General features: G+C 50.7%; 24 protein-coding genes. 12 read left to right on the top strand and 12 right to left on the bottom strand.

All coding sequences use genetic code 11. The features are described 5' to 3' along the window. Nucleotides 1–31: 31 nt before the first annotated feature. The 5 genes from EPA93_RS10030 to EPA93_RS10010 all read right to left on the bottom strand — a co-directional run bounded on the left by EPA93_RS10030 (nucleotide 32) and on the right by EPA93_RS10010 (nucleotide 4,890). A complete protein-coding gene (locus tag EPA93_RS10030) occupies nucleotides 32–1,630 on the bottom strand; it encodes an FAD-dependent monooxygenase (protein WP_277988967.1) in 1,599 nt (532 codons plus the stop codon). A 28-nt stretch (nucleotides 1,631–1,658) separates the two neighbouring features. Beyond that, complete coding sequence (locus tag EPA93_RS10025) at nucleotides 1,659–2,276, bottom strand: TetR/AcrR family transcriptional regulator (RefSeq protein ID WP_129887006.1); 618 nt, start codon at nucleotides 2,274–2,276, stop codon at nucleotides 1,659–1,661. 196 nt (nucleotides 2,277–2,472) lie between these two features. Beyond that, entirely contained in the window at nucleotides 2,473–2,679 is a 207-nt protein-coding gene (locus EPA93_RS10020; protein WP_129887004.1) for a hypothetical protein, read from the bottom strand. 222 nt (nucleotides 2,680–2,901) lie between these two features. Then, nucleotides 2,902–3,864, bottom strand: a complete 963-nt coding sequence (locus EPA93_RS10015) for a hypothetical protein (RefSeq protein WP_129887002.1) — start codon at nucleotides 3,862–3,864, stop codon at nucleotides 2,902–2,904. A gap of 180 nt (nucleotides 3,865–4,044) precedes the next feature. Then, a complete protein-coding gene (locus tag EPA93_RS10010; RefSeq protein WP_165423002.1) occupies nucleotides 4,045–4,890 on the bottom strand; it encodes a flippase activity-associated protein Agl23 in 846 nt (281 codons plus the stop codon). A 393-nt stretch (nucleotides 4,891–5,283) separates the two neighbouring features. On the opposite strand from EPA93_RS10010, the gene EPA93_RS10005 reads away from it, so the two are divergent. The 3 genes from EPA93_RS10005 to EPA93_RS09995 all read left to right on the top strand — a co-directional run bounded on the left by EPA93_RS10005 (nucleotide 5,284) and on the right by EPA93_RS09995 (nucleotide 7,901). Further along, nucleotides 5,284–6,147 (top strand): class I SAM-dependent methyltransferase, encoded by an 864-nt coding sequence (locus EPA93_RS10005; RefSeq protein ID WP_129886998.1) that lies wholly within the window; start codon nucleotides 5,284–5,286, stop codon nucleotides 6,145–6,147. Nucleotides 6,148–6,272: 125 nt separating this feature from the next. After that, the gene (locus EPA93_RS10000; protein ID WP_129886996.1) at nucleotides 6,273–6,767 is read left to right on the top strand and encodes an Lrp/AsnC family transcriptional regulator; all 495 of its coding nucleotides are present in this window, start codon (nucleotides 6,273–6,275) and stop codon (nucleotides 6,765–6,767) included. Nucleotides 6,768–6,995: 228 nt separating this feature from the next. Beyond that, nucleotides 6,996–7,901 (top strand): DMT family transporter, encoded by a 906-nt coding sequence (locus tag EPA93_RS09995; RefSeq protein ID WP_129886994.1) that lies wholly within the window; start codon nucleotides 6,996–6,998, stop codon nucleotides 7,899–7,901. Between the two features lie 114 nt (nucleotides 7,902–8,015). On the opposite strand, the gene EPA93_RS09990 is transcribed toward EPA93_RS09995, so the two are convergent. From EPA93_RS09990 to EPA93_RS09975, 4 genes are all read right to left on the bottom strand, one after another. Then, nucleotides 8,016–8,768 carry a sensor histidine kinase gene (locus EPA93_RS09990; protein WP_242527364.1) on the bottom strand — a complete coding sequence of 251 codons (753 nt, stop codon included), beginning with the start codon at nucleotides 8,766–8,768 and terminating at the stop codon, nucleotides 8,016–8,018. Nucleotides 8,769–9,097: 329 nt separating this feature from the next. Further along, the gene (locus EPA93_RS09985) at nucleotides 9,098–9,781 is read right to left on the bottom strand and encodes a response regulator transcription factor (RefSeq protein WP_129886990.1); all 684 of its coding nucleotides are present in this window, start codon (nucleotides 9,779–9,781) and stop codon (nucleotides 9,098–9,100) included. A 304-nt stretch (nucleotides 9,782–10,085) separates the two neighbouring features. Further along, nucleotides 10,086–10,802, bottom strand: coding sequence for a C39 family peptidase (locus EPA93_RS09980; RefSeq protein WP_129886988.1), 717 nt, complete (start codon nucleotides 10,800–10,802; stop codon nucleotides 10,086–10,088). Nucleotides 10,803–10,997: 195 nt separating this feature from the next. Then, nucleotides 10,998–12,110 carry a M15 family metallopeptidase gene (locus tag EPA93_RS09975; protein WP_129886986.1) on the bottom strand — a complete coding sequence of 371 codons (1,113 nt, stop codon included), beginning with the start codon at nucleotides 12,108–12,110 and terminating at the stop codon, nucleotides 10,998–11,000. 294 nt (nucleotides 12,111–12,404) lie between these two features. Here EPA93_RS09975 and vanH point away from each other — a divergent pair, with 294 nt between their 5' ends. From vanH to EPA93_RS09960, 3 genes are all read left to right on the top strand, one after another. Continuing rightward, a complete protein-coding gene (vanH, locus tag EPA93_RS09970; protein ID WP_129886984.1) occupies nucleotides 12,405–13,379 on the top strand; it encodes a D-lactate dehydrogenase VanH in 975 nt (324 codons plus the stop codon). Continuing rightward, entirely contained in the window at nucleotides 13,367–14,410 is a 1,044-nt protein-coding gene (gene vanA, locus EPA93_RS09965; protein ID WP_129886982.1) for a D-alanine--(R)-lactate ligase, read from the top strand. Before vanH ends, vanA begins: the two co-directional genes overlap by 13 nt. A 188-nt stretch (nucleotides 14,411–14,598) precedes the next feature. Then, nucleotides 14,599–16,035, top strand: coding sequence for a UDP-N-acetylmuramoyl-tripeptide--D-alanyl-D-alanine ligase (locus EPA93_RS09960; RefSeq protein WP_129886980.1), 1,437 nt, complete (start codon nucleotides 14,599–14,601; stop codon nucleotides 16,033–16,035). Nucleotides 16,036–16,120: 85 nt separating this feature from the next. Here the strand turns inward: EPA93_RS09960 and EPA93_RS09955 are convergent, their stop codons facing one another. Then, a complete protein-coding gene (locus tag EPA93_RS09955) occupies nucleotides 16,121–16,486 on the bottom strand; it encodes a hypothetical protein (protein WP_129886978.1) in 366 nt (121 codons plus the stop codon). Nucleotides 16,487–16,757: 271 nt separating this feature from the next. Here EPA93_RS09955 and EPA93_RS09950 point away from each other — a divergent pair, with 271 nt between their 5' ends. Next, nucleotides 16,758–16,952, top strand: coding sequence for a helix-turn-helix domain-containing protein (locus EPA93_RS09950; protein WP_129886976.1), 195 nt, complete (start codon nucleotides 16,758–16,760; stop codon nucleotides 16,950–16,952). A gap of 333 nt (nucleotides 16,953–17,285) precedes the next feature. Continuing rightward, complete coding sequence (locus EPA93_RS09945; RefSeq protein ID WP_129886974.1) at nucleotides 17,286–17,996, top strand: cytidylate kinase-like family protein; 711 nt, start codon at nucleotides 17,286–17,288, stop codon at nucleotides 17,994–17,996. On the opposite strand, the gene EPA93_RS09940 is transcribed toward EPA93_RS09945, so the two are convergent. Both EPA93_RS09940 and EPA93_RS09935 read right to left on the bottom strand, forming a co-directional pair. Then, nucleotides 17,945–18,979, bottom strand: coding sequence for a universal stress protein (locus EPA93_RS09940; RefSeq protein WP_165423001.1), 1,035 nt, complete (start codon nucleotides 18,977–18,979; stop codon nucleotides 17,945–17,947). The two genes, EPA93_RS09945 and EPA93_RS09940, sit on opposite strands and share 52 nt — an antisense overlap. Nucleotides 18,980–19,075: 96 nt before the next feature. Continuing rightward, complete coding sequence (locus tag EPA93_RS09935) at nucleotides 19,076–20,539, bottom strand: MFS transporter (protein ID WP_207229499.1); 1,464 nt, start codon at nucleotides 20,537–20,539, stop codon at nucleotides 19,076–19,078. Nucleotides 20,540–21,042: 503 nt separating this feature from the next. Between EPA93_RS09935 and EPA93_RS09930 the strand changes: the two genes are divergently transcribed. From EPA93_RS09930 to EPA93_RS09915, 4 genes are all read left to right on the top strand, one after another. After that, on the top strand, nucleotides 21,043–21,984 hold the full coding sequence (locus EPA93_RS09930; protein ID WP_129886970.1) for a DNA-3-methyladenine glycosylase family protein: 942 nt from the start codon (nucleotides 21,043–21,045) through the stop codon (nucleotides 21,982–21,984). 114 nt (nucleotides 21,985–22,098) lie between these two features. Beyond that, nucleotides 22,099–22,890 carry an aminoglycoside adenylyltransferase domain-containing protein gene (locus EPA93_RS09925; protein ID WP_165423000.1) on the top strand — a complete coding sequence of 264 codons (792 nt, stop codon included), beginning with the start codon at nucleotides 22,099–22,101 and terminating at the stop codon, nucleotides 22,888–22,890. A 315-nt stretch (nucleotides 22,891–23,205) separates the two neighbouring features. After that, nucleotides 23,206–24,135: a nuclear transport factor 2 family protein gene (locus EPA93_RS09920; RefSeq protein WP_129886966.1), complete on the top strand. Its 930-nt coding sequence runs from the start codon at nucleotides 23,206–23,208 to the stop codon at nucleotides 24,133–24,135. Between the two features lie 13 nt (nucleotides 24,136–24,148). Continuing rightward, on the top strand, nucleotides 24,149–24,814 hold the full coding sequence (locus EPA93_RS09915) for an NADPH-dependent F420 reductase (protein WP_129886964.1): 666 nt from the start codon (nucleotides 24,149–24,151) through the stop codon (nucleotides 24,812–24,814). Nucleotides 24,815–24,874 lie beyond the last annotated feature (60 nt).

The following is a 24,874-nucleotide window of genomic DNA, read 5'->3' as shown; positions in this document are numbered from 1 at the left end:
GCTTCCAGAAAAGACTAACTCCATGCCATGCTTATCGACCAGTTACCTTGTGCAGATAAGCGTTGATCGGCTGCACCTCAAAGCCGCCGGCGGTTAGCCCGATGTAACCATCGGGCCGCACCAGGATCACAGCGTCTCGCCGAATACCATAAAAATGGTAGGCGTAGCCATCGATGTCGAGCAACGCGTGATCAGAGGAAGTAGAGACGTTAACTCCACGACTGATGTTATACGTATGCACGATATCTTTGTAGCGATCAGCTAGTTGTAAGACAGGCCCATCGGCAAAGGTAAGCAGCGTGAAATGCGTCCCACGAAACAGCTCGAAGAGCCGACCACGCTGCCCGTTAGAGGCAAAGATGAAGGGCGAATCTGGCGCGCGATCTCCCGCGCGAATGCCTGTTGCGTCATCAATATCGCAAGCCAGGGGACCGCCTCGATAAGTAATACCAAGTTGTGAGAGATCAGCATCTTTACTCAACGAGGCCTTGATAAAATTTTGCGTATTTCCAGAATTGGGACGGGTTAATTTCTCGTGAAAGCTGGTCGTGGAAGCCAGAACGCCTTGAGCCACGGGAAAGCGTTCAGCATGGTAGCTCTCCAGTAAGTCCTCAGGGGCACCATGCAGAACGGCTGCCAGTTTCCAGCCAAGGTTGTAGGCGTCGCCAATACCGGTGTTCATACCCTGGCCGCCTGCACCGGAATGGACATGGGCCGCATCTCCGGCAAGAAAGATCCGACCATGGCGATACTGCTCAACCATACGAATATTCGGTCGCCAGAGAGAGGCCCAGTGCATACCGTTTATCTTTACATGCGGTAGTCCTGTGCGCTCATCGAAAATGCGCTGGCAGGTTTCAGCTGAAAGATCGTCTGCATTCGAAGACAAACGAGCCTGAAACACCCACTGCTGATCGTAGCGCAGGTACGTGAGACCCAGCAATCCTTCTGGTGCATCCAGCCAATAGTGCCCGGTGTGAGGGTCCAATCCCTCTAACTCGACACCGGCGTTGAGATAGCACTCCCCCTCTAACGTCTCGCCCAGGAACGAAAACCCGCCGAGGTGACGGACGCTGCTGTGTCCCCCATCGCAGCCCACCAGGTAACGGGCCTGGATCATCTCCGTCTCACCGGCGTGAGTAACTTGCGCCAGCACGTTGCCATCCTGCTGTGTTACCGTTGACAGGTGGCTATCGAACTCCACCTGTACATGCCTTTGAGCCAGACTTTCTTGCAACACGGCCTGTGTATTGTTTTGCCCGATCCATAATGTACCCCGATAGGGCGCATCAGCGGTTGGTTGATTAGCCTCTTCGGATGCGGGATCAAGCTCACGCACAAGTCGCTCTCGCTGATAGAAGCGCATCAGCGGATTACGCTGACCACGCACATGAATCTTAGCGAGGACACCCAGATCCTCAAAAATTTCCTCTGTACGTGGCTTCAGCCCTTTCGCACGCACTTCGCGTTGCAGCGTCTCGCCTTGCTCGATAATGCGTACGGAAACGCCACAGCGGGCAAGACTATTCGCCAGGGTCAAACCAACCGGTCCGGCCCCGATAATCAGCACATCGACACTCGATTTTTTCTCCATGATTTTCCTTCTTTTTTCATTGATCGTTCGTTGAATTTTAAAGACAAAAAAAAGTTGTTAGGCCTCACTTGGACCATAAATTGGCAGTGAAATCAACCAATCGTTCGATGTAGCGTGTAACATTGGCACTATCATCCTCTACAATGAGAGAATAGACAGTAATCCCAGCAAAAAACTGCATGAAGGCAAAACGCAGATCCATTTCGCGTAGCTCTCCCTGCGCCATCCGCCGAGCGAAAAAATCGTAAAGAAATTGCAAGGGAGTATCGCCTGCACCCAGAGCAGTTATCCACTCCTCTCGTCGCAGCCAATTTCTCTCCCGCATCACAATCTGAAACCACTCTCTATCAGCTGTAAAGATTGTGGTGCCGACACGAGCAGCAAGCAAGAGGGCCTCCCGCAATGAAAGGTCATCACGAAACAGAGAGGCTAGAGCTTCAATTTCGGCAAATCTTGCGGCCCGACCTTCTCGTATAATGGTCTGCAAAATTTCCAATTTCCCTCCTGGAAAATAGTGATAGGTCAATGCCTCAGCTACACCCAGCGCTTTATTGAGCGTTCGCATAGAGGTGGCATGATAGCCATTCTCGGCAAACAGCTTCTTCGCAACGGCAAGAATTTGCTCTCGCCGCTCCTGGGCCTTGATATCGCGACTGGTCACTCGATCCTTTTCTTTAGGCATACTCTACCCACCACTCATTTCCATTACAGACATTCATTCAACGTTCGTTGAGCAAATATTACCAGAGAAAACGAGCCCTGTCAAGCCACCCTCAAAGGATAAAATGCCAGCTGTTGGACAAAACGAGCCCTACTGCACAAGCAGGAAGAAAGCATAAAGCCAGGCAGAGCGGCCTCATATCTTCTCGCGCTTCCTCCTAGTGGGAGTAGGGTAAGCGGATAAACAATTCCATATCATAAGCGCCATCAGTGCTGCCAAAGGGGCGACGATATTCCCACCAGTTCCAGAGACGTTGAAGTGCCAGCCCGAGATTAAATTGCGCACCTGGAGGCGGATTATCTCCATAGCTCAGCCAGAGCAAGGGGCCAACGCCACTCCCGAGGGCAGGATTGCTGCAGGTCATGCCTGGCTTCTGGCTCGGGTGACAAGCTGGCAGCTTATAGCCTTCGTCCCACCATGTCCGCAGATGGTAGATGTGGTATATATAGTTCCCACCAGCCGGGGCGTACGCGTTGATAGAGTCATAGGGATCGTCTCCGCTCGCAATGATAATCGGAACTGTACCTTTCCAGGAGGGGCAACCAGTTGGGAAGCTATAGCACACATTGGGATAATCGCGTAAATATCAGACAAGCGGCCATTCTGCATCGCTGGTAACGCCGATATGCACTTGCTGGCGACCGCCAAAATCCTTTTGATCGATGGCGGCGATGCGCTTCATTACAACGTCAATATCGGGAGGAGTCTGCACATAGACCATCATTTCATGGGGCCCATCGGCCGCATGTACATAATTGACCTCATACATATTCTGCAGGGTAAGGAACAAGGCGAACAGAGCGATAAGGACCCCAAGGCTCCCAGCCACGATAGAGCCGTATCTTCTGCGAAGAGGCTGTTGCGCAGGTAGCACGGGAGCTGATGCCTGTTCTCGTCCTCTTAGCACACGTTTAGCCCAGGAATAGATCTGAAGGATAAAGCTAGAGCAGAGGCGCACACATGGCTCTAGTCCAATGGCCGCCAGCAGCAGCATGGGCATCGTCATAAAGATCATGAGCCAGGGCATTTTCTCGCCGGCCCAGGAATAGATCACGAAATCACCCAGGAACCAGTAAAGCAGGAACAGGCGAAAGCGATCAGGCCTCAGCAGGCAGCGGATACAGCCAACGATGCCAAAAATGACGCCAATCTGCTCATAGAGAGGGATCAAGAGCAGATAGTAGTACCAGGGCTGGCCGCCACGCTCGACATGCTGCTGCTCTAGCCAATAGTAGAGACCTTTCCATATCCCGTCGCCGATTCCTCCGGCGATATGGGTAAACATCACGGTAAACAGCAGCAGAAAAATAGTCCAGCCGACGATCAAAGGGAAGAACCAATGCGTCCAGGGCAGCGTCAAGAGCGTATGTAGTACCGGCTGCATACGTGCATCCATACTGCGTGCCAGGCGCGTTTGTCCAGGCAACATCAATTTGCCCAGCATCTCACGTATTAACACGCTTAGAACGTAAAGACTCAAGGAGATGCCCACCCAGGGAATTATCCTGACCGTAATGTACTCTATATTTGCCAGATAGCCATCAGCCATAGGCGTATGGGCATTGATATATATCGAAAGCTCCTCTAAGATGGAAAAGAATATTTTTGCGGCAAGGCCACCGAGCAAAAAATAGAGGAGCACAGCTAATGGGGCAAATGTGCGTGGGAAAAGGTGCGACCGAGCTCCATGGAGAAGCCGGGCAGGTAGCGAAAACTTGGTCCCAATCTCCTAGACAATCAGGGCTCCCAGGAAACTGCCGAAGATGGCTATAGTGAGAAAGGTGGCCTCACTCGTAGCGTAGGAAAGCGCAAAACTAGCAGCAGCCAGGATAATCCAGCGTATTTTCTGCTCACGCATATAGCGAGCAATAGCCACAACGAGCGTTAAGGTAAAACAGGCCATATAGATATCTTCACGCGTAAAGCGCGAAAAATATACCATACTGGGCGAGACGGCGAGAAAGAAACTGGCGAGCCAGGCTGCAATGTTTCCCAGATAGTCCCGCAAGAAATAGGGCAAGCCCACGATGACAGTTCCCAGAAGGGCTGCCGCTATGCGTGCCGTCGTGTTATTCACACCGTGGTCTGGAACGCCTAGCCATTGGCTGATTTGATAGACCAGGGCAATGATGTGAAATTGAAAGGGACCATGCAACAGGGGATTATATTGATAACAGGCATAGTTTGCCGGAGCGTGGTTTAAGCCGTAACACCAGGACCAGTGTTGCAAATTTTGTAAAAGAACTGAGGAGTAATGGGCATGTTCGCTCTCGTCAAAATGTAAGGGACGATCCCCTAAGTGCCAGAAGCGCAGGAACGCTGCCAGGATAATAAGTATCCAGAAGGGTATCCATAGCCAAAGCCGCTGCCACCCAGGCCACGTATATTTCTGCGGCTCTTTAGCGGAAAGTTCTTCGGCTTCAACTGGAATGCTGCCGGTGAGATTCTCGGGAGAAGCTTCAGCGATAGCATCAGTGTCGTTTTTCCTTGATAGCCCCTTTCCCGCGCTGCCGTAATCTATTTTGCGAGAAGATTGCCTGGCCTCTTTATCTAGCTTTAGCTTGAAAGGCTTCAATGGACATGACTCCTTCCCCAACAGCAAAGTTTCTAGATTTTTTACTATATCATACTTCTTCTGTCTCTCAAATTAAGGCTCCCCATTTAGTCTAGTATTTTCTCATCAGCCTCATTCAGAGTCAAGTATTCAATTCTAATGCAAGGTAGAGACCTGGAAAAGCAGTTATTTGCGTTTAGATTTCTTTCAAGCTATAGAAGTCTTTTTTGCTTCCAGGAGGAGGGAATAATTGGGCTCACGCCGCAATTAAGTGAACGAGCCCTTAGCAATCCCTTTTTAGAGAGCTGGAAAGCTCTACGCTGCTAAAATGAACCCTCGACAAATCGAAAAGGCCCATCTATAATCAATGAGAGGCATAGCAAGCAATAAAATTTCGAAGGAGCATTAAGGGTTATGGAAAGCCAGAAGGCCCGGAAAGAGATTGCTGGCACCTATATTGTCAAGAACAAACAAAACGTAGCTGAGCTCCAGCGCCTGGCCATGCAGGATCGAATGATCACAGCATCCATGGGTGGCATCTGGCCAGAGCAAACCGAGTTCACGCCCCGGCGCAGAGTTATGGATATTGGCTGTGGTCCAGGAGGCTGGGCTATTGAAGTTGCTCAGCGCTATCAAGAGCTCTCTGTGATCGGCATAGACATTAACCGCAATTTTATCGAATATGCGCGCAAGCAAGCCGAGAGCCAGCTGCTCAGCGAGCGAGTTGAGTTTTTTGTGATGGACGCCCTGCTAATTCTTGAATTTCCTGTTGGCTACTTTGATCTTGTCAACTTGCGCGCAGGCTCAAGCTTTCTGCGCACTTGGGATTGGTCGAAATTGCTCACGGAAGCCAGGCGCATCGCACGTAGAGGTGGCGTACTACGTATCACCGATACCGAGCATATTCACGAGAGCACAAGCCCGGCGCTCAGGCGATTCCAGCAGATGCTTGTATGCGCCTTGCACCAGGCGGGTCACCTCTTTACTCCAAGCTCGGATGGTCTGACAGCGCGCCTGCCCAATTTGCTACAAATCCACGGCTATCAGCAAATCCAGCAAAGACCTTATGCGCTAGAATACCGCGCAGGAACTCCCGAGGGACAGGCTTACTACGAAGATTGGTCGCATATGTTCAGCAATTTTCGCCCTTTCCTGCAGAAATGGGGTTGCCTCACGCCTGAGTATGACATGATCTGCGAACAGGCCAGGCGCGAGATGCAGGCTCCCGATTTTCAAGCCATCTGGAACCTGCTTACGGTCTGGGGCATTGCTCCCTGAACACCACCGATAATGCTAAGCAATTTATTTTTGCCCACTTACAAACTATTGATTTCTAAAATATATATGGCTATAATTTAAATATCCAAATTACCTTCGCCATTTATTTTAGGAAATCAAAGTTTATGACGCTTGATGATATTGATCTCAAAATTCTAGATCTGCTGTGTCTTGATGGTCGCCTCTCACATACGGCTATTGGCAAGAAGATAGAGCTCACAGGTCCGGCTGTATACGCACGCATTCAGCGCCTGGAGCGTGAGGGCATCATCGAAGGCTACACAACGCGCCTGAATGCTGAGAAGATTGGCCGTGGGCTGGCGGCATTTATCCGCGTTGGCATGCACGAAACGCCAGAAGGCACAAAGCGCTTTGAAGAGTTCATCTTGCAGGAACCCCAGATTCTTGAATGCCACGATGTCAGCGGAGAAGATTGCTACATCCTAAAAGTGCGTACGGTCTCACCCCAGACCTTGCGTACGCTGCTCTCGCAAATTCGTGGCTTGCCTGGCGTTACTCACACCATTACCTCTATCGCCCTTACAACTGTCAAAGAGGAGCTGCTTAAGAGCCCGGAGACTTCTGTAACCCGGGCCCCAGAAGGTTCGGCTGATACGTAGTATGCCAAGTAGCGACCGCGCGGGCTTTCTTTTTCCGCACAACAGGCGGCAAAGAAAAGATGAATTAGTAAGCAAAGCACTTTTATTCTAACAATAGAAATATCGTAACGCTTCGATAAAACATGCTGTCAGCCACGAAACGCCTATTTCCTGGGCTGCAGCGGCGGAGCTAAGCTACTCTCTGCTGAACAATTGGCAGCGCTTATTTCACAAAAGAAGGATAACCGTATGTCCTCTCGTTCGTCTAAGTCTGTGGCACTTCCCTGGTCATTCTTAATCCTGGCCAACGCATTATGGGCAACCGGCTTCGCGGCCTCCAAATTTGCCCTGGAAGGGCTCTCGGTCACCATGATGCTCGTCCTACGCCTGGGTCTGGCGGCCATCTTTTTGTTACCAATACTTATTTTTCAATTGCGAACCGCACGACTCACGCGTCGGGATATACCCCAACTGGCGCAAATGACCCTTACAGGTTTTTTTATCAACAAGCTGCTCGAATTTGGTGGTCTAGCTCTCTCAACGGCCGCCGATGTTGCTCTACTGATTACAGCAGAAACCATTTTTACTTCAGCGCTGGCCTGGTTACTCTTGCACGAACCGTTTAAAAAAAGCACGCTCCTGGCCTTGCTGCTCGGGCTCATCGGCGTCTACCTGGTAGTAGGTCAGGGCCTTATCCCGGTCCTACCCGCGGGCGGAGGCCTTAACCGCATTATAGGGGATCTGCTTGTCATCTTATCGCTAGTCTTTGAGGCCTTTACCACGGTTCGCGGAAAAACCCTGCTCACCAAACACTCTCCCTATTTGATTACCTCGGCGGCCATCGTGGGCAGTACTGTCTTCTGGATACCCATAGCAGGCTGGGAAGTATGGCACACGGGCTGGCCACACATGAACGGCAACATCTGGTTGAGCGTGCTCTGGCTGGCCATCATGACCACCTTTGCGGCCTATCTGCTCTGGTTTCAAGGCCTGAGCAAGCTAGGAGGTGTTCTGGCCTCCTCTACGCTCTTAGTTCAGCCCTTGTTAGGCACCTTGCTTGCCGTGCTACTGCTGCACGAGCACCTGACCCTTTTCACCATCATCGGCGGTATTTTGATAGTTATTAGCGTCTCGCTGCTCATGAAATTTGAATAATGCAAAGTCACCGTAGCCAACAGGCACGGGGCAGAGCGGAAAATTGCTCTAATAGAACTTTCGGTTATCTGTCTGGAGCGCTTGAAGATAGCAAACTGTCGCTCGAAACGATAATTATGCATTGATTTTTAGAACTAACGTTAAGCCAGGGTGGCCTGCTACAGCGGTTATAGCCAAACCCTGGCTCTCGGCTAATTCTCTTACAATTGCTAAGCCGAGTCCCAGGCCGCCTGTTGCTCTGTTGCGAGATTTATCTACTCTATAAAAGCGCTCGAAAAGGTAGGGCAGGCTCTCTGAGGGTACTCCCTTCCCGTTGTCCGAAAACATAAATTCGTGGGCCGTGGCTTCAATGGTAATTTCTGTCGCCTGTGAATAACGCAAGGTATTTTGCATGAGATTCATAAGAATATGCTGAAGTGCGCCACTGTTTACATGGATTATATAGTCCTCTGCAATATGTAGCTTCGCAGTTATTCCTTTCTGCTTGAGATCGAGGCTAAAGTGATTAATGAGCTCCTCGCAGAACTGCCTCAAGTATATATCTTCGGGCTCGCCAGCATTGGGCATGCGGGCTTTTGTATAGGCATCCAGCTGTTGTACCAGTTCAGCAAGCCGCTCAGCTTGTTCCTTTAGGATGGCTACTCGTTCCCTCGTCAAAGGAAATTTGCCTTCTTGCATAGCAGTGAGTTGCCCGATCATCGTGGTCAGTGGCGTATTCAGCTCGTGCGAGGTATCTGAAACCAGGTCTTTGCGGAGCTTTTCCTCGTGCCGTAATCGATTTATGAGATTGTTGAATCTCATAAAGACTTCATCAAATTCACGAATGCCCATTGACTGTAGCTGGACTTTATAATTGCTTTGTTCCAAGGAGGCTATGGCTTCCTTAAACTGGTGCAACGGCCGCCGTACGAAAAGCCCCGCAAGCAAACCAAGTACTACGGGGGTGCCGAGCGCAATCAGCACATATACAGCAAGCGAAAAGGGAGAAGCAATGGCTTTTATTGGTGCCCAAATGATAAGTTGGTTTGCCACAGGGATTAAAAAGAGGATAATTGGTCCTGATGCAAGTATAAGTATAGCAATACGAACACTTAATCGGTTAAGCAGGCTCTTTTTAAAGAGCCCGAGAATCACTATTGCAATTACAGCGACGACTATAGCGTTAGTAAAGATATATAAAGGGAAGAAGTAGACACCTAGCATTTCTCTGGTACTCCGATGAAGCGATAGCCACTGCCGAATACTGTTTCTATAAATTGTGGATTTTTCGGATCTGTCTCAATCGACTGGCGCAGGGCTTTTATGTGGGCATCAATAGTGCGGTCATAGACAAAATGACTTGAGGGGTCGCTATAGGTTTGGTTGACAAGTTGCGCCCTTGAAAGTACCGCACGAGGATGGGAAGCAAGCGCCAGCAAGAGATTGAAGCGCGTCGTAGTAAGCGTGATAGACTTACCATCCTTAATAACCGACATGGTTTCAGGATCGATAACCAGACCTTTAAAGTGTAGTTGCCTTGTCCTATCGTGTCTGCGCAAGAGCGCATGCACGCGTGCAACCAAGACGTTTGGATTGAATGGCTTTTTGATGTAATCGTCGGCACCCATGGAGAGCCCTTTAACCTCGTCTTCATCACTATTGCGAGCGGTGACTATAAGAATTGGCATGGTGGAGGTAGTTCGGATAGCTTTACATACATCTAGCCCGCTCATTTTTGGCAGATTAATATCAATGATTGCGAGATCGGGTTTATGCTCCATAAACAGTTCGACAGCAGCTTGACCATCGGCCGCCTCGATTGTTCCGTATCCTGCATCACGCAGGTATGTCACTTCAAACTCACGAATCGGTGCCTCGTCTTCAATAACCAAAATTTCCATATGTCTCGTGTACCTATTTATTAAATCTTTACAAATTAATCATTTACAATGGTAAGCGTAGCTGCAAGTTGTGAAAATGATATGAAACGGTAGTACCATTTGTCAACAGCAAGGAGGCGGCACAATCCTGCCATTTTCCATCTTTTGTGACGCTCCTGTGCCCATGCAAAAGTGCATATGGTCTGATTTCTCGGAAGCTCTCTGTGAGCAGACGTGACAAAAAATGGCACCGCGGTACTACCATATGCTTCTTTCAAGGGCCATGATATATTTTTAGTCGTAAAATTCGGGTTACTAGCGAACTTCATTCGTTTTGCTCATCTGGCGGCCAAAATGCAAATCCCCTCCCGGCGAAGGCTGCAGCAAATCTGTCGTAGGGAATCACAGCATTTTCCTGTAGCTCTGGAAATCTGCCAGATGAATTATGAATCAGAAGCGTTTGACACTCCTGATTTGACCATTCAAATCCATGCACAATGACAACATGTCCTCCTTTACGGGTAATCGGAACGTTATTGCGTTCACCAATTTCGTCGCTAACTGAAGCAATAACTAGCGCTCCTGAAAGAAGCAAAGAACAGATATCCTCAATAGAGAGAGTCTTATAAACCTGTCCCTTGAGACCATAGGACTGTCCTACGTTTACTAATGATTGATAGATCCATCCGAATTCAACTAACTCGCCCTGTTCATGGCGAATGATGTATCCACCTGCAGCAAGACCTTCCCGAATAAGCTTGCTCATGCTTGGGGGTTGTTGCGGCCTCGTCAGGGTTTCAATACACATTTTTAAGCAAGCAATTGCGCAAGACCGAGAGCACCAAAAACAGTACTCTTCAACGTCTTCAGTGCCAAACTCACGCCAACGAGGATCTTGTCTTCCATCAAATTGCTCATGACCATACGAATAAATGAGTTCAGGACTAGCATATTGTGTGCAGTAAGAAACTTTTTCGGGAAAACAATACTTACCAGATAAGGGTAAATCAGATAATGTGCCAACTAACGTATTCCATTCCATTGTTGAAACTATAACCTCTCATCTTTTATTTTCTATCGCGAGCAATGTATTTACAATATTGCTGACTTCTCCCCACGTTTAGAGCAGTTTTTCCCGACAGCGAAGCGTCAAATTCCATCCTTCAGAGCAAAGTTTCGTCCTTGCGTGTAAAATCGGTAAGTCCTGCGCTTAATTTACCAGGTAGAGATAATAAGGCTATTCTTCTGGCGGTGCGATAATCTCTGCGGGCCAATCTTCCACAAGTTCCGGGTCGCCTGTTTCACGAAGGGCAACCAGGATTTCAACTTGTAGTTCTGTGCGCTCAACAGCTTGACCGTTTGTCCGAGCTACAGGCAGATCTCCGTCTCTTTGCAGCTTCAGCACCTCATGACGAATTTTAAGGCGTATATTTTCATGTGCTCTATTGCTTTCATCAAGACTCACAGCCCCAAAGGTTGCATAATCGAGTCCGGCAGTAGCTGCTCCCATTTGAGACTCGGGTGCGTTGAAGTGCCACCATTCTGCAAAATAGGGCTGGAAGCCAGCTTGCGTCATAACCCAGAATAGTAATCGACGATTGGTGCAGGCCAACATATCGTTATCAGTCAAGATCTCCCCGGCGGCAATTTTAGACTCATAATATGCAAGAGCTGACTTTTCACCTCCATGATCGAATGCAGTACCAAAATCGAGCATTTTAGCATGGCGTCTCATGGTTGCTGATAGCCGCATTTCCAGGCCGACATGCTTAGCGATATTTAGATGGACATCGCTAAGGTGGGAACTGATGTGCAGCAACTCCTCTTCATGCGCCTGATCAAGTTTTACAATCGCTACATCTACCGACCCACCTGTATTATGTGGAGAAGGTCGAGTCGGGTCCATCGATGGAAGCGAAACATATTTTTGGGTCTCAGACTCCAGGGTCTCGTTGTCCATATCTTGATATTTTTCTCTGAGTTTTTGCTTATAGCAATCATGAAGCGATTTCTGTACCTGATAAGGCCTGTAAGCATCGAATACTAGCAGATGATGGCCAGCTGGCAAGAGTTGCTCCGCGATCAATAAACGATGAACTACCGACCGGCGGGCAAAAAGCGTCAACAGGCTACCCTCCAATTTATTTCTTTTTTCTGCATAGGGTGAGTTACTATGCTCACCAAAATAGAGAGAGGACGTCATTAAAATTGCAGCCTCCTGCGCCAATGGCCCTAATGGGATTAATGGATCGAGGCATTCGTCCTCTCTGAGAGGAATATCTTTCCATCCTTGAGCCTGACCGGCGTCGAGAGGGATTTCTGGATAAATTACATTTTCGGCCGTAACCATCAAACGTATGCTCCTTAACCATCAAACGTACGCTCCTTAATATTCACTAGGATGCCGTTTAGGTGTGAAAATGATATGAAATTTCCTTTGAGCCGTACTTGATGGGTAAATTTCAGACTGTCTGTTTCTGTGGGATTTCGTCTTTCCACAATTATCGAGCTGGCGTCTTTTCATATCATTTTCACAACTTGCAGCTACGCTTGCCATGACAAAGATCAATAAGCAGGTAGTCTATGAAGCGTTTCTTGATTGACTAAAACGCAAACAAAAAACTTTAAACAGGATACATAAATCATGACAAAAATGGGAATTACAATTTATGAATGCGGGCAGGATGAGGCAGTTTTGTTCCGAGAGATGGCGCCTCGCTTTGGCGTTATACCAACTATCACAGCGGCCCCGATATCTGAAGCCAATATCGACCTGGCATTTGGGAATCGCTGCATCAGCGTCAGCCATAAAACTCAAATCACCAATTCCATTCTTCGTGCGCTGAGCCGGGCCGGGGTAGCATATATCTCCACAAGAAGTTCTGGATATAACCATATTGACGTCGACTTCGCGCAGAGCGTTGGCATCTCTGTTGAAAATGTCATGTATTCGCCCGATAGCGTGGCTGATTACACGCTGATGCTGATGCTGATGGCTGTGCGAAATGCAAAATCCATTATCAGCCGGACAAATATTCACGATTTCAGATTGAATGAGGTACGCGGGAAAGAATTACGCGACATGACCATTGGGGTAATCGGCACAGGCCGCATTGGCGCAGCAGTTATGGACCGGCTGCGCGGCTTTGGCTGCCATATATTAGCCTATGACCATCGTCCCAAAACCTCTGCCACATATGTCCCTCTTGATGAATTGTTACAGCTGAGCGATATTGTAACACTCCATACACCACTTAACGCTGATACTCACCACCTCTTGACCTGTCGACGTATCGAGTGCATGAAGCACGGCGCGTTCATCATCAATACTGGACGCGGCTCGCTTCTTGATACCGAGGCTCTTATTTCAGCGTTGGAGAGCGGCAGATTGGGCGGTGCGGCGTTGGATGTCCTCGAAGGAGAGGAAGGAATATTCTACGCCGACTACAGAAACAAACCCATTGAAAGCAAGCTGTTGTTGCGGTTACAAAATTTACCGAATGTGCTTATTACTCCGCACACCGCCTATTACACAGAGCATGCCCTGAGGGATACTGTCGAAAATTCGATTATCAATTGCCAAAAATTTGATAAGGAGAAAATAGTATGGGTAGGTTGAAACTCGCAATCATATTCGGAGGCTGTTCCGAAGAACATCCCATCTCCGTGAAATCTGCGCAAGAGGTCGCAAAACACCTCGATATCGAAAAGTATGAACCGTATTACATCGGGATTACGAAGAGCGGGGCCTGGAAGTTATGCGACGGCCCTGGCGCAAATTGGGAAAACAACAGCCGTCCGGCGATACTGTCACCTGACAGAAGCGTACACGGCTTGCTTGTTCTGGAACAAGGACAATACAAAACTATAAGTTTGGATATAGTGCTTCCAGTTCTACACGGCAAACTCGGCGAGGACGGTGCAATACAGGGTTTGTTGGAGCTTTCCGGCATCCCCTATGTAGGCTGCGATATCCAAAGTTCTGCTCTGTGTATGGATAAATCCCTTGCTTATATCATCGTGAGAAACGCGGGAATTGCCACGCCAAATTTCTGGATTGTCACTGCGGACGAGGACATTGACGCCGACCGGCTTCCTTATCCCGTCGTTGTAAAGCCGGCCCGTTCGGGTTCATCTTTCGGCGTTAGCAAGGTAGCTGGAAAAGATGAATTGCTGAGCGCGGTGGAAACCGCAAGACAGTATGACGCGAAGGTCTTGATCGAAGAGGCTGTCGTCGGCAGCGAGGTGGGATGCGCGATATTAGGGAACGATCGGGATTTGATTGTAGGCGAGGTAGATCAAATTCGTCTATCACATGGCTTCTTCAGAATCCATCAGGAGAATAATCCCGAAAGCGGCTCCGAGAACTCAACAGTAATCGTTCCCGCTGACATTTCGGCAGAGGCGCGCTTGCTCGCTCAGCAGACGGCAAAAGCCATATATCGCGCCTTGGGATGCCGGGGACTCGCGCGGGTGGACATGTTCCTGAGGGAAGATGGCAAGATAATACTTAACGAGGTTAATACTTTGCCGGGAATGACTTCATACAGCCGTTATCCGCGAATGATGGCAGGCGCAGGGATGCCATTTGCCGAAATGCTCGACAGGATGGTGTCGATTGCCTTGAAAGGAAAAGGCGCTGAACGATAATCTGATCTTTATAGACGAGTTTGTATTCGGAATACGTTGAGATGTTAAGTATGCCGCTTGGGATAATTTGGCCGGCAAATCAGTGGACAGATAGGTATTGAGGCACTAGATGTGTGGTGGCAGAAATGGGCACTGTGTGCCATGACATGCTCGCCTTTTCAATTTTAAATAGCAAAGGATGCGATAGGATGTTTACCCTTAATGACGTACTGCAAGGCAATGCGGATGACGCTCTCAGGCCCAGGCTGCTCAGTAGCGCGCCGCCCGACCCCGAGCTTGTCTTTCGCTCGGCACACCATGATAGCCGCAAGATAGAGCCTGGCGACCTTTTTGTAGCCATTAAAGGAGCAAAGGTAGATGGTCATCGCTTCATTGCCGCAGCTGCGCGCGCCGGAGCTATCGCCGCGCTTTGCAGTGAGCCCGCGACCGATCTTCCCGCTGACTTCATTCAGATCGTCGTGCCTGACGTGTTGAAGGCGCTCCATGCCACAGCGCGCATGCGGGCATTACGCCAGCATAATACCATCTTTATTGGCATCACTGGCAGCAATGGTAAGACGAGCACAAAAGAGGCAGTAGCCGCTGTGCTGAGCCGGAAAGCTCCTACGCTGAAGACCCAGGCATCCTACAATACGGAGATCGGGTATCCTCTGACACTCCTACGCCTGGAGCCACAGCATCGCTACGCTGTGCTTGAGATGGGGGCGCAATGGGTCGGCGAGCTAGCATGGTTGTGCACAATCGCCGCGCCAAACTGGTCGCTGATCACGACTGTAGGGGCAGCGCATCTTGGGTACTTTGGCTCACAGGAGCGCGTCGCTATTGCCAAAAGCGAGCTGGTACAGGTCCTTGGCCCCTATGGTCTGGCGATTCTGAATTATGATGACCCTAACGTGCAAGCTATGCATACCAAGACGCGGGCCCGCGTTATTTATTATGGGATGTCGGCGCAGGCCGATGTAAGAGCTAGCGCTATTGGGGGAGATGCATTACGAGGCCACAGTTTCACGCTACATTACCAGGGACAGCAGGCGCGCGTGCAACTACATATCCCTTGTGAGCATGGGATAACAATTGCCCTGGCCGCCGCCGCCGCCGGGCTGGCCGCCGAGATCCCCCTTGAGGAGGTTGTCACCGCTTTGGAGGGGCTTGTGCCTTTTGAGCGTCGCGGTGAGATAAAGCCCGGACCAAACGGTAGCACAATAATAGATGATAGCTTTAACGCCAATCGCCCATCGATTCTGGCGATGGCGCGAGCCATGCACGAGACGTCGATTGATCCAGCAAGCAGGCGCTGGGCAGTGTTGGGCGATATCCTGCAATTGGGATCTTACGCGCAAGAGGAGCACTATACAGTGGGCAAGGAGCTGGCATCGCTAGTTGATTTCGTGGTGGCGATAGGCGAGCAGGCACATTTCTATGCCAAAGGTGCCCTTGATGCTGGCATGCCCGCCAGCCATGTCTATTATTATGCTGCCAGTCTGGAGAATCGAGCCGAGCTTGAAGAGGCCAAACGAGCTGCGGCGCTGCTCCTTAAGGAGCAGGCACAGAGCGAAGATCTGATCTTGCTCAAAGCCTCGCTTGGACTTGGCATGGATACCTTGCTGGCCATGCTGCAAGCATGAAATTTGCATGATGCAACATGCATCTCTATGCCCTGAAAGTACACGCCTCAATCCTGATCAAGGCGTGTACTCACAATATTATTTTCTACTTCGGGTAACACCTGGCACACTTATGAGAAAGCAACTCAAGCCAGGCTCCAGCGGGCTTGCCTTCCCGTAGTTCTGGGTTCAGCATACCAACAACGCGCCCAAATAGGAAGCCAAGCTGCCATTCATCAATCTCCTGCTCATCCTCAAAAGTTTCAAGAAATTCCTCTAGCATAGTTCGCTCGCTTATTTGTTTCTGCGTACTATAACAGTCGAAGTGAGCTTGTATCCCCCACTGTATTGCTTGAAGAAATTCCTGGTCATCGCTCGTCACAAACGTGTGTCCTATCTGAACACACTCAGGAATGGGCATTTCAGTTAAAGGTTCGATAGTAACATTGGGAGTAACCTGCTGATCGGGCATAAGAAGTGTTCCTTTCTGTTCACTTGACACTCGACTCCCACGCAGGTATCATCCTGAGGGGAGTCTAGTCGCTAAAGGGTGATCTAGACTCCTAACTGCTGGTTATCGTGCTGCAACATGGTAACCAGTTTTTTTGTGCTATTTATAGGAATATTCCCACTCACTCCGTAGAATACCATAATTTGCCCACACTTGTCTACCCATAAATTGACCAATTGTCTCTCGTGATATAAAATGTACCTATCATCAAGAGGGGAGTATATAAAAATAAATGAGTGATAAGCAAATGACGATCAAGGATGTAGCACGCACCATGGAAGTAGATGAAAAGACAGTGCGACGTTGGATTAAAAAAGGCGAACTACAGGCTGAAAAAGACATCTTTGGCCGCTATCAGATCGAGCCCGCCGCTTTAGAAGCTTTCATCGAGCAGCGCCGCAGACGCTATAACCCCGATAAAGATTGAAGGTTTCTTGCTTAACTTACCTCTATTTAACGATCTGTGGCCTCCCGGATTAAGCGCCACAGATTTCCTCTTCCAGGCCTGCTGAACCTTGTATATCTTCATAAGAGCCTGATTGCTGCGTAATTTTTACCTCCTATGATCTCCTGTTGTATACTATATTTATATATGTGATTATATAGCTGTACAATAGATATCTAATAGTCTTATGTTGAGCCTCTTTTAGCCCTAAACACTGGCTTTCTACATCTGTCGTTCTGAAGGCTAAGGTCAGCATAGCAGTGACGATGAAGTCTCGCCGGTTAGCTGGTCAGCGAAGCCAATGGAGGTACGCATATGGATGAGCAGCTTAGCGCCGCAATGCAAGCCATCACAATCTCGCGCGAGTATGGTAGCGGAGGTGGAGAGATTGCTCGGCGCCTGGCCCATCGTCTGGGCTGGCAGCTAGTTGATCACCAAATTATCGCGCAGGCCGCGCGTGAGCTTCATATCGCCGAAGCTGTGATACAAGCCCACGATGAGAAAAGCAGAGATATCTTCTCGCGACTGATACAGTGGCCATATCCCATAAGCTCGGCAGAGCTGCGAGCATATCACGAGAGAATCAGGCATATCGTTCTGGAGGCAGCCCACAACGGTCATGCCGTAATCGTTGGCCGTGGTGGACAGGTATTACTGGCCGAACAACGTGGTGTATTGCATGTGCGCGTGGTAGCACCGCTGGCGCAACGAATAGCTTATGTAGCTTATCGTGAAGGCCTGGACACGGACGCAGCGCAGACGCGCATTCAGGAGAAAGACCACGCCCGCGCTCATTTTATGCAAACAGAATTCCATTGCCAGCATACAGATCCTCACCTGTATGATCTCATCCTCAACACAGCAGTTCTTGATCTTGACAGCTGCGTTGAGCTGATCTGTTTAGCGCTGGAACGAAAGGCGAGCCGGCTCAATGTGCCGGCAGAAGAGCTGGGACCCGCGACAGGTATGCCTCGCTATCCAGGCAAACCCGCCGATTTTCCGGCGTCAGCTGACGACCAAGCATAAGTGTTGACCTGTTCCCGAGATGCTCGAATAATGAACAACGGCAAGCGTGAGGTATGGAGCACGCGTTCAGTCACGCTCCCCATCCAGCGCTGTGGTCCGCTATGCCCCTGGGCCGTCATCGCTATCAGATCACAGCCTCCAGCTACCTCAGCGCCTTCTCCATTCCTGCCGTGCTCGGCCACCCGCACAACCCCTTGCGCAATATCCTCATCGATAGCTACCGATGAAGAGAGCTGCAGGTTGAGTGCGGCAATGTCTGCTCCATCCGCGCCTTCGTGCATCTGGCGCATAAGGGTATCCAGATACGCCCTGGCCATATTTCGACTTGCCTGTGCATATTGCAGATCACGCCCTCTATGAAGCAAAGGGCTGGCAGGCTGGACCACATGGGTAAGATGTAACTCTCCCTGAGCAGGCGCCGCCAGGGCGGCGGCGAGATACGCCGCTGGAGCCAGAGCAGCGCTAGCATAGTCAGATCCATCAAGAGGCACCAGAACGCGTAAAGGCTTGCCTCCGGCCTGGCGTTCCTGCGGCAGTGGTCCGCCCTCGTGCAAAACCAGGACCGGGATCTCAGCAAAGGGAGCAACTTTTGCCGCCACGGAACCTATCATCCACCAGCGCGTAATACCTGTGTAGCCATGGCTACACATTACGATTATATCCGCATGTTTATCGGCAGCAGTCGTGAGAATACTGGCAGGAACAAGCCCAAAGGGCACCACCGTCTGCAGCGAAATCCCTGCTAACAGCCCTGAACTGGCTATCCCCTGTAGATAACTCTCGGCCAGTTCCCTATCAACATTACTTACAGTCTGAATAAGCATAGGTCTGGCTGGAGCCGAAGGTAAAGAACTCGGAACCGTATTTACCACACGCACAAGAAAGATAGTTCCCCCAAAGGCGCGCGCCAGGCGGGCCGCAATGGGTACTGCGCACTCGGCTCGCTTTGAGCCATCCAGAGGAACGAGAATCCGCTTGAACATGCCCTGTACTCCTTCAATAATTCTCTTCATATTACGAGCGCTCAAGCTGGCAGGAAAGTACGCAGATCTACAGAGATCTGGATTGCCAGCCAATCGTCATGCAAGCGCTGATTCCTCCACGTGCGAAAGCGGTCGAGCGATACTTTCCAGCGATTGTCGCTCAGCTTTAACGCCAAAGAAAATGGCGATCACACCCGCGCTAGCCATCAGTAGCGCACCAAACAGGTAGCCATAGAAGACATCTATAGGCTTATTGGTGTGGATGAGAATACCAAACAATACAGGAGCCAGAGCGGCGGCACCGGTCCCAATCGCATAAAAGAGGGCAATCGCCAGGGCGCGCACCTCCAGCGGGAATACCTCGCTCACCGTAAGATAGGCTGAACTGGCTCCGGCTGAGGCAAAGAAGAAGATGATCGACCAGCAGATTGTCTGCGTTACGGCATTAAGCATACCCTGAGCAAAGAGCCAGCCCGTAATCGCCAGCAGCACCCCCGAGAAGATGTAGGTAAAGCTAATCATCTGCCTGCGCCCGATGGTATCAAACAGGCGCCCAATCGTTAGCGGTCCGAAGATATTGCCTATGGCAAACGGAATCAGGTAAAAGCCTACACTGCTATTGGGAATATGATAAAAAGTCGTGAGCACCAGGCCGTAGGTAAAGAAGATCGCGTTATAGAGAAAGGCTTGCCCAACCATCAGGGCAAAACCCAACAGGGAACGCGTGGGATACTCTTTCAGCATCGTGCGCGCAATCTGCCTATAGCTCACAGTTCCCAACGGTCGAATAAGCATAGAGCCCTGGGGATCAGGCAAGGAAGTAATATGATCTTCCTTCATTACCTCGTGCTCGATCATGCCTACGACCTCCTCGGCTTCGTCAAAGCGCCCATGCATCATTAACCAGCGTGGACTCTCGGGAACATGGCGCCGCACCAGCAGGATCGCCAGGCCCAATATTGCGCCCAGGGCAAAGGCCAGGCGCCAGCCCAGATCTACCGGCAACAAATGAGGATTAGTCAGCACAGCGGTCAGCGCCGCCCCAAAGGCCGTGCCAACCCACCAGGTTCCGTTTATCGCAAGATCCGCCCAGCCGCGCACGCGAGCCGGAATGAGCTCATCAATTGCCGAGTTAATTGCCGCATATTCTCCCCCTATACCGGCACCCGTAAAGAAGCGGCACAGGAGAAACCAGTAGAAATTAAAGGAGAAGGCAGTCGCGATAGTAGCAATAAGATACACGCCAAGTGTAATCATAAAGAGGAGTTTTCGCCCACGCTTATCGGTCATGCGCCCAAAGAAAAGCGCCCCCAATACAGCGCCGATCAGATAGGCAGTACCAGCGCCCGAAACCTCTATGTCAGAGAGAGCCAGAGTATGTGGATCTTTGAGCACTCCCACAATTGAACCGATAATGGTGACTTCCAGCCCATCGAGAATCCAGGTAATACCTAGAGAGAGGATCACCAACCAGTGCCATCTACTCCAGGGGAGACGATCCATCCGAGCTGGAATATTCGTTCTGACGGCCTTCACATCCTTTTTTTCGTTACTGCTCATTGCATGCATGATCTCCAGGCTCCCCGGCAACATGTGCCATAACTGTTTAACTATTTTTTCAAGCAACAGTAAATATGCTTCGACATTTACGTTTATTTGTTAGTTTTACACCATATGACAACGATATCCCTCTACTATTCTTCGGACACATGACATAACACATATCACTACTTGAGAAGCGCTACTGCATTTATACACGCCATAGCTTAGCTAGCGGTTTCAGCCCTCCCTACGTACAGACCTTCTGCCCGCCTAACGGTTGTAGTAAATCGCTGGCTTTTCTACAAGAGATAACATCGGCAAGCGTTGGAGAAACTTCAGAGCGCACAACTGAGCAATTCTGGCCCAGTAAGCTGCAGGCTATCGCTCTCTCTCAGCCGATTGCTGAGTAGAACCCTTTCTGCTATACTTCCAGCAGAGATCAGGGTGGTAGAGTAGAAGAACAAGCCGAAATTCTTGGCATATTTGCCCAGTAGGAAAAGAAGCTCAGACAAGGAGCCCGCATGAGTATTCCAGCCCAACAACATGTAACGTTCACAGTACACTTAGCCGGACCTATCGATATTCCCCTCTCTATAGATCTGTTCAAGCGCTCAGGCGACGACTTGCTCGATCGCTGGGATGGCACCACACTCATCAGAACGTTACCACTGAATGGTCAGCATATCGCTTATGCCTGTACGGTACAGGGCACGCGCCAGGAACCGGCTCTCCTTGTCTCTATCGAGGATGCATGCTATCAGAGCGCGATCCAACAAGCTATTCTAAGCACCTTCTTGCCTGTTCCGAGCAGCTTCAATACCTTGCTGCAGAAAGATCCAATCGTAGCTCAGCTCCATCAGCGCTTTCCAGGCCTGCGCCCTGTGCGCCAGTTTGATCTGTTGGCGGCCTTGATACGCAGCATTAGCGCCCAACAGGTGAACTTGCGCTGGGCCACAACCATTCGCAGCCGCCTGGCTGAGAGCTTCGGCGAGGCGCACCAGGTAGGCGGTCAGATTGTGTATAGCTTCTCGCCCGAGCGCCTGGCTGCCGCCTCTGTAGCGGATATTCGCGCTCTGCAGTGGAGCACACGCAAGGCCGAATATGTAATTAGCGCCGCCGAGGCCGTAGCCAGTGGACAATTGCGGCTGGCCGAATTGATAGAATTACCAGATGACGAGGTGATCGAGCGCCTGACGAAGCTACGCGGCATTGGACGCTGGACTGCTGAATGGCTACTGCTACGCACGCTGGGCCGTTCCTGCGTTGTGGCCGGTGATCTGGGCGTACGCAAGGCCATCAGTCAGGCTTACCTGGGCCAGCCCCTGGCCAGTGAGCAGGAAGTACGCGAGGCTACAGCACACTGGGGCGATTGTGCGGCGATCGCACAAGGGCTTTTGCTTGAGACCTTGAGCGATCCCATACCCGCTAAGAAGACCGCTAAGGCCAAAGCCGAGAAAATCTAAGCCCTGCAGCCCTGGACGAAACACATCATCCAGGCTTGCGCTTTGCACTATCTCAAGCACAACATGGCTTTTCATAGGCTTAGAAGCCCTGCTAATCATCCGAGGAACTACAAGATGACACACTATGGTTGGAGCACCTGTCCCGTTCCCATTCGCACACAGGTTAAGACACTAAGCGAGCGACTTCAAAACATGCTTGGAATAGAGCTTGTGAGTATCTTTTTGCACGGCTCATTGGCCATGGGTTGCTTCAATCCTGAGCGTAGCGATCTCGATTTGCTCATCATCACAGCTCAAGGCCTGTCCGTTACCGCCAAACGTGCCATCATGGAACTGCTCTTGCAGCTCTCAAACGCGCCGCGCCCCATCGAGATTAGCTTCCTGGTCCTACCCAATATTCATCCTTTCAGGCATCCTTTGCCCTTTGATCTTCACTACAGCGAAGACTGGCGCAAAAAAACTAGCGAAGAGCTCGCCGATGGCTCCTGGCGCGACTGGAATAAGCACGAGCGATACGATTATGATTTAGCCGCCCATATAACAATCACCCGGCGTCGCGGCCTTATCCTCTACGGCAAACCAGCAATCGAGGTCCTCCCTACGGTCCCTGGTGAGGATTACGCGCGTGCCATCATCGGCGACTATTGGGATGCGCGCGATAGCAGGGAACAGTACCCTGTGTATTTCGTGCTTAATGCATGTCGCGTTTACGCCTATCTTAAGGGAGGCCACATCTTTTCCAAGGATGAAGGAGGGAGCTATGGGTTAGACGCGCTACCCGCTACCTTCTCAGGCCTCATCCAACACGCCTTAGAAGACTATCGAGGAGAAGGCCAGGCCAGGCCGTATGCTGCGCCAGAGCTCGCCACCTTTGCCTCCTTTATGGATCAGCATGTCCACAGCTAAAGCCATCAAGAAAAGCCGTGTGAGTCTATAAGCAGGAACAGGCCCTCATCAACCTCCTCTCCAGGAAAAACAAAATAAACGGAGCGAGCTGTGTGCGCTGTTGCTTGCTCAACGCCGCTATCGGTTCTTGCGCTCTCATCTTTCTTCGCCCCAGCTCCGGCCGAGGGGAAACTTTTCTGGTCGGTCTCATTGAATCATTCCTCCCCACGCGATCTTGACAGATGGCCTCTCTTGAGAGTAACATAGCATACATTGGCATGTGTTAAATCTTTGAGTTCAAGCTAAATATTCAATGATAATGGAGCGGATAATACTATGCTAGATCGACTGCTCACTCTTCTCCAAAGGGCCTGGAGGGGAGATAAGCAAGCTCTGGCCTCAGCCTATGCCGAATCTGTGCAGGTGTATGGCATCCTGGGGCAAATCAAAGGGCGGGAGCACCTGGCACACTTTCTTCAAGAGTGCCTGCAGGCCTTCCCAGACCCACAGATTTCCTTGCATGAAGCTTTTGCCGATGCCTCCGGTAGCCGGGTGGCGCTGCGTCACCACATCGTCTGGCAGAATCTCGGTACTGGCTTTGGTCGAGCGCCAAGCAACCAGCGTGGCGTCCTGTCACTAACCTCCATGCTCAAGATACAAGGTGGCCAGATCACCGAACAGGTGCTCGGTTTTTCAACCTTTGACTTGCCACACTTGTTGTTGCTGGATTGGGGGCTGGCTGTTCCAGAGGTGAGAGATCCTACCCCGGAACTGCTGGGGGCCGTTCCAGGCGATCCAGCCGTCAATCCAGCAGATCGCGCGCTCGCTGAACGATTTGTGCGAGCCTTTGGTGCCAGAGATCTTGCAGCCCTAGAGACGCTCTATGATCCAGACGTTGAGCTGTATACACCACTGGGGTGGCCGTTGCGCGGCTGGAACACTGTCAGGAACTTCGTGGAACAGTTCCATATCGCCAATCCCGGTCTGCGCGTTGGCTTGCATGATTATTTCGCTTCGGCGGACGGTCAGAAACTCTGCTGGCGCATCCGCCTGCATTTTCACAATACCGGCACCTTTTACGGAAACCCACCTACCGGGGACCAGGGCAAAATGATGGAGAGTCATTTCATCCTCCTCAAGGAGGGCAAGATCCGCCGACAGATCGTCGGGGATGGCGGCTTGCAATTACCCAAAGGCGAGCTGGTAGATTGGAAGATGGCGTTTCCGCGTCAGGTAACCGATCCTGACCCAGCTCTCCCTATTTGAAAAGGAGCAAAGGATGAAGATTGCGATAATTGGCGTTGGTCACATTGGCACTAATCTGGCACATCAATTTGCCAGCAAAGGGCACCTGGTAACGCTGGCTTTTTCCCGTGACGAGCAACGGCTTCAGGCTCTGGCGCAGCAGCTTGGCTCTCATGTGCAAGCGGCCTCACCGGCTGTCGCCGCAAGTCAGGCGAAGGTCATTGTGCTCTCCGTCCCCTGGAACCTACTCGATATGGCCCTTTCCCAGATGGGACAGGTACATGGGAAAATCGTGATTGATGCCACCAATCCATTCAGCCAGGGACTGGTTGATCTGGAGGGATTGAGTTCCCTTGCCTTTAATCAGCGCCGGTTGCCTGGAGCGAAGATCGCCAAGGCCTTCAATACCTTGACGGCTGGCTTCCAGGCGGAGGTCGCGGCGGGAGAGCATAGGCCCATCGCCATGTTTTACTCGGCCCTCGCTTCCGAGGCAGACGACGTGTGCCGCGAACTTATCTCGGCGATGGGATTTGTACCTGTCGCCTTAGAAGGGTCAGCTGAAGTGCTGATGGAGGCGCCTCGCCGCGAAGGTGCAATCTACGGGGAAGGCTATACTCCCTCCGACGCCGAACGAATTGCCCAGGCAGCTAGACACGATCTCGCAGAGGCCTCCCGGCTCGCCAATACGCTCAAACAATAAGTTGCTACACATCTGAAGAGGCAGAAACAGGCTCTTATCTGCCTCTTCTCAATGAGCTAT

The organism is Ktedonosporobacter rubrisoli, assembly GCF_004208415.1.
GTDB classification, from domain to species: domain Bacteria; phylum Chloroflexota; class Ktedonobacteria; order Ktedonobacterales; family Ktedonobacteraceae; genus Ktedonosporobacter; species Ktedonosporobacter rubrisoli.
Note: the sequence above shows the minus strand (reverse complement) of the source record. Positions and strands in the feature narration are given on the sequence as shown.

Bases quoted from the DNA above. Each gene is read 5' to 3' on its own strand.
- EPA93_RS09940 (WP_165423001.1), bottom strand. From the start codon at position 18,979: ATGTTCAAGCGGATTCTCGTTCCTCTGGATGGCTCAAAGCGAGCCGAG.
- EPA93_RS09925 (WP_165423000.1), top strand. From the start codon at position 22,099: ATGACACACTATGGTTGGAGCACCTGTCCCGTTCCCATTCGCACACAG.
- EPA93_RS09915 (WP_129886964.1), top strand. From the start codon at position 24,149: ATGAAGATTGCGATAATTGGCGTTGGTCACATTGGCACTAATCTGGCA.
- EPA93_RS09995 (WP_129886994.1), top strand. From the start codon at position 6,996: ATGTCCTCTCGTTCGTCTAAGTCTGTGGCACTTCCCTGGTCATTCTTA.
- EPA93_RS10005 (WP_129886998.1), top strand. From the start codon at position 5,284: ATGGAAAGCCAGAAGGCCCGGAAAGAGATTGCTGGCACCTATATTGTC.
- EPA93_RS09950 (WP_129886976.1), top strand. From the start codon at position 16,758: ATGAGTGATAAGCAAATGACGATCAAGGATGTAGCACGCACCATGGAA.
- EPA93_RS10020 (WP_129887004.1), bottom strand. From the start codon at position 2,679: ATGACCTGCAGCAATCCTGCCCTCGGGAGTGGCGTTGGCCCCTTGCTC.
- EPA93_RS09945 (WP_129886974.1), top strand. From the start codon at position 17,286: ATGGATGAGCAGCTTAGCGCCGCAATGCAAGCCATCACAATCTCGCGC.
- vanA (WP_129886982.1), top strand. From the start codon at position 13,367: ATGGGTAGGTTGAAACTCGCAATCATATTCGGAGGCTGTTCCGAAGAA.
- EPA93_RS09920 (WP_129886966.1), top strand. From the start codon at position 23,206: ATGCTAGATCGACTGCTCACTCTTCTCCAAAGGGCCTGGAGGGGAGAT.
- EPA93_RS10025 (WP_129887006.1), bottom strand. From the start codon at position 2,276: ATGCCTAAAGAAAAGGATCGAGTGACCAGTCGCGATATCAAGGCCCAG.
- EPA93_RS09975 (WP_129886986.1), bottom strand. From the start codon at position 12,110: ATGGTTACGGCCGAAAATGTAATTTATCCAGAAATCCCTCTCGACGCC.
- EPA93_RS09985 (WP_129886990.1), bottom strand. From the start codon at position 9,781: ATGGAAATTTTGGTTATTGAAGACGAGGCACCGATTCGTGAGTTTGAA.
- EPA93_RS09980 (WP_129886988.1), bottom strand. From the start codon at position 10,802: ATGGAATGGAATACGTTAGTTGGCACATTATCTGATTTACCCTTATCT.
- EPA93_RS09935 (WP_207229499.1), bottom strand. From the start codon at position 20,539: ATGAGCAGTAACGAAAAAAAGGATGTGAAGGCCGTCAGAACGAATATT.
- EPA93_RS09955 (WP_129886978.1), bottom strand. From the start codon at position 16,486: ATGCCCGATCAGCAGGTTACTCCCAATGTTACTATCGAACCTTTAACT.
- EPA93_RS09960 (WP_129886980.1), top strand. From the start codon at position 14,599: ATGTTTACCCTTAATGACGTACTGCAAGGCAATGCGGATGACGCTCTC.
- vanH (WP_129886984.1), top strand. From the start codon at position 12,405: ATGACAAAAATGGGAATTACAATTTATGAATGCGGGCAGGATGAGGCA.
- EPA93_RS10000 (WP_129886996.1), top strand. From the start codon at position 6,273: ATGACGCTTGATGATATTGATCTCAAAATTCTAGATCTGCTGTGTCTT.
- EPA93_RS10015 (WP_129887002.1), bottom strand. From the start codon at position 3,864: ATGGCTGATGGCTATCTGGCAAATATAGAGTACATTACGGTCAGGATA.
- EPA93_RS09930 (WP_129886970.1), top strand. From the start codon at position 21,043: ATGAGTATTCCAGCCCAACAACATGTAACGTTCACAGTACACTTAGCC.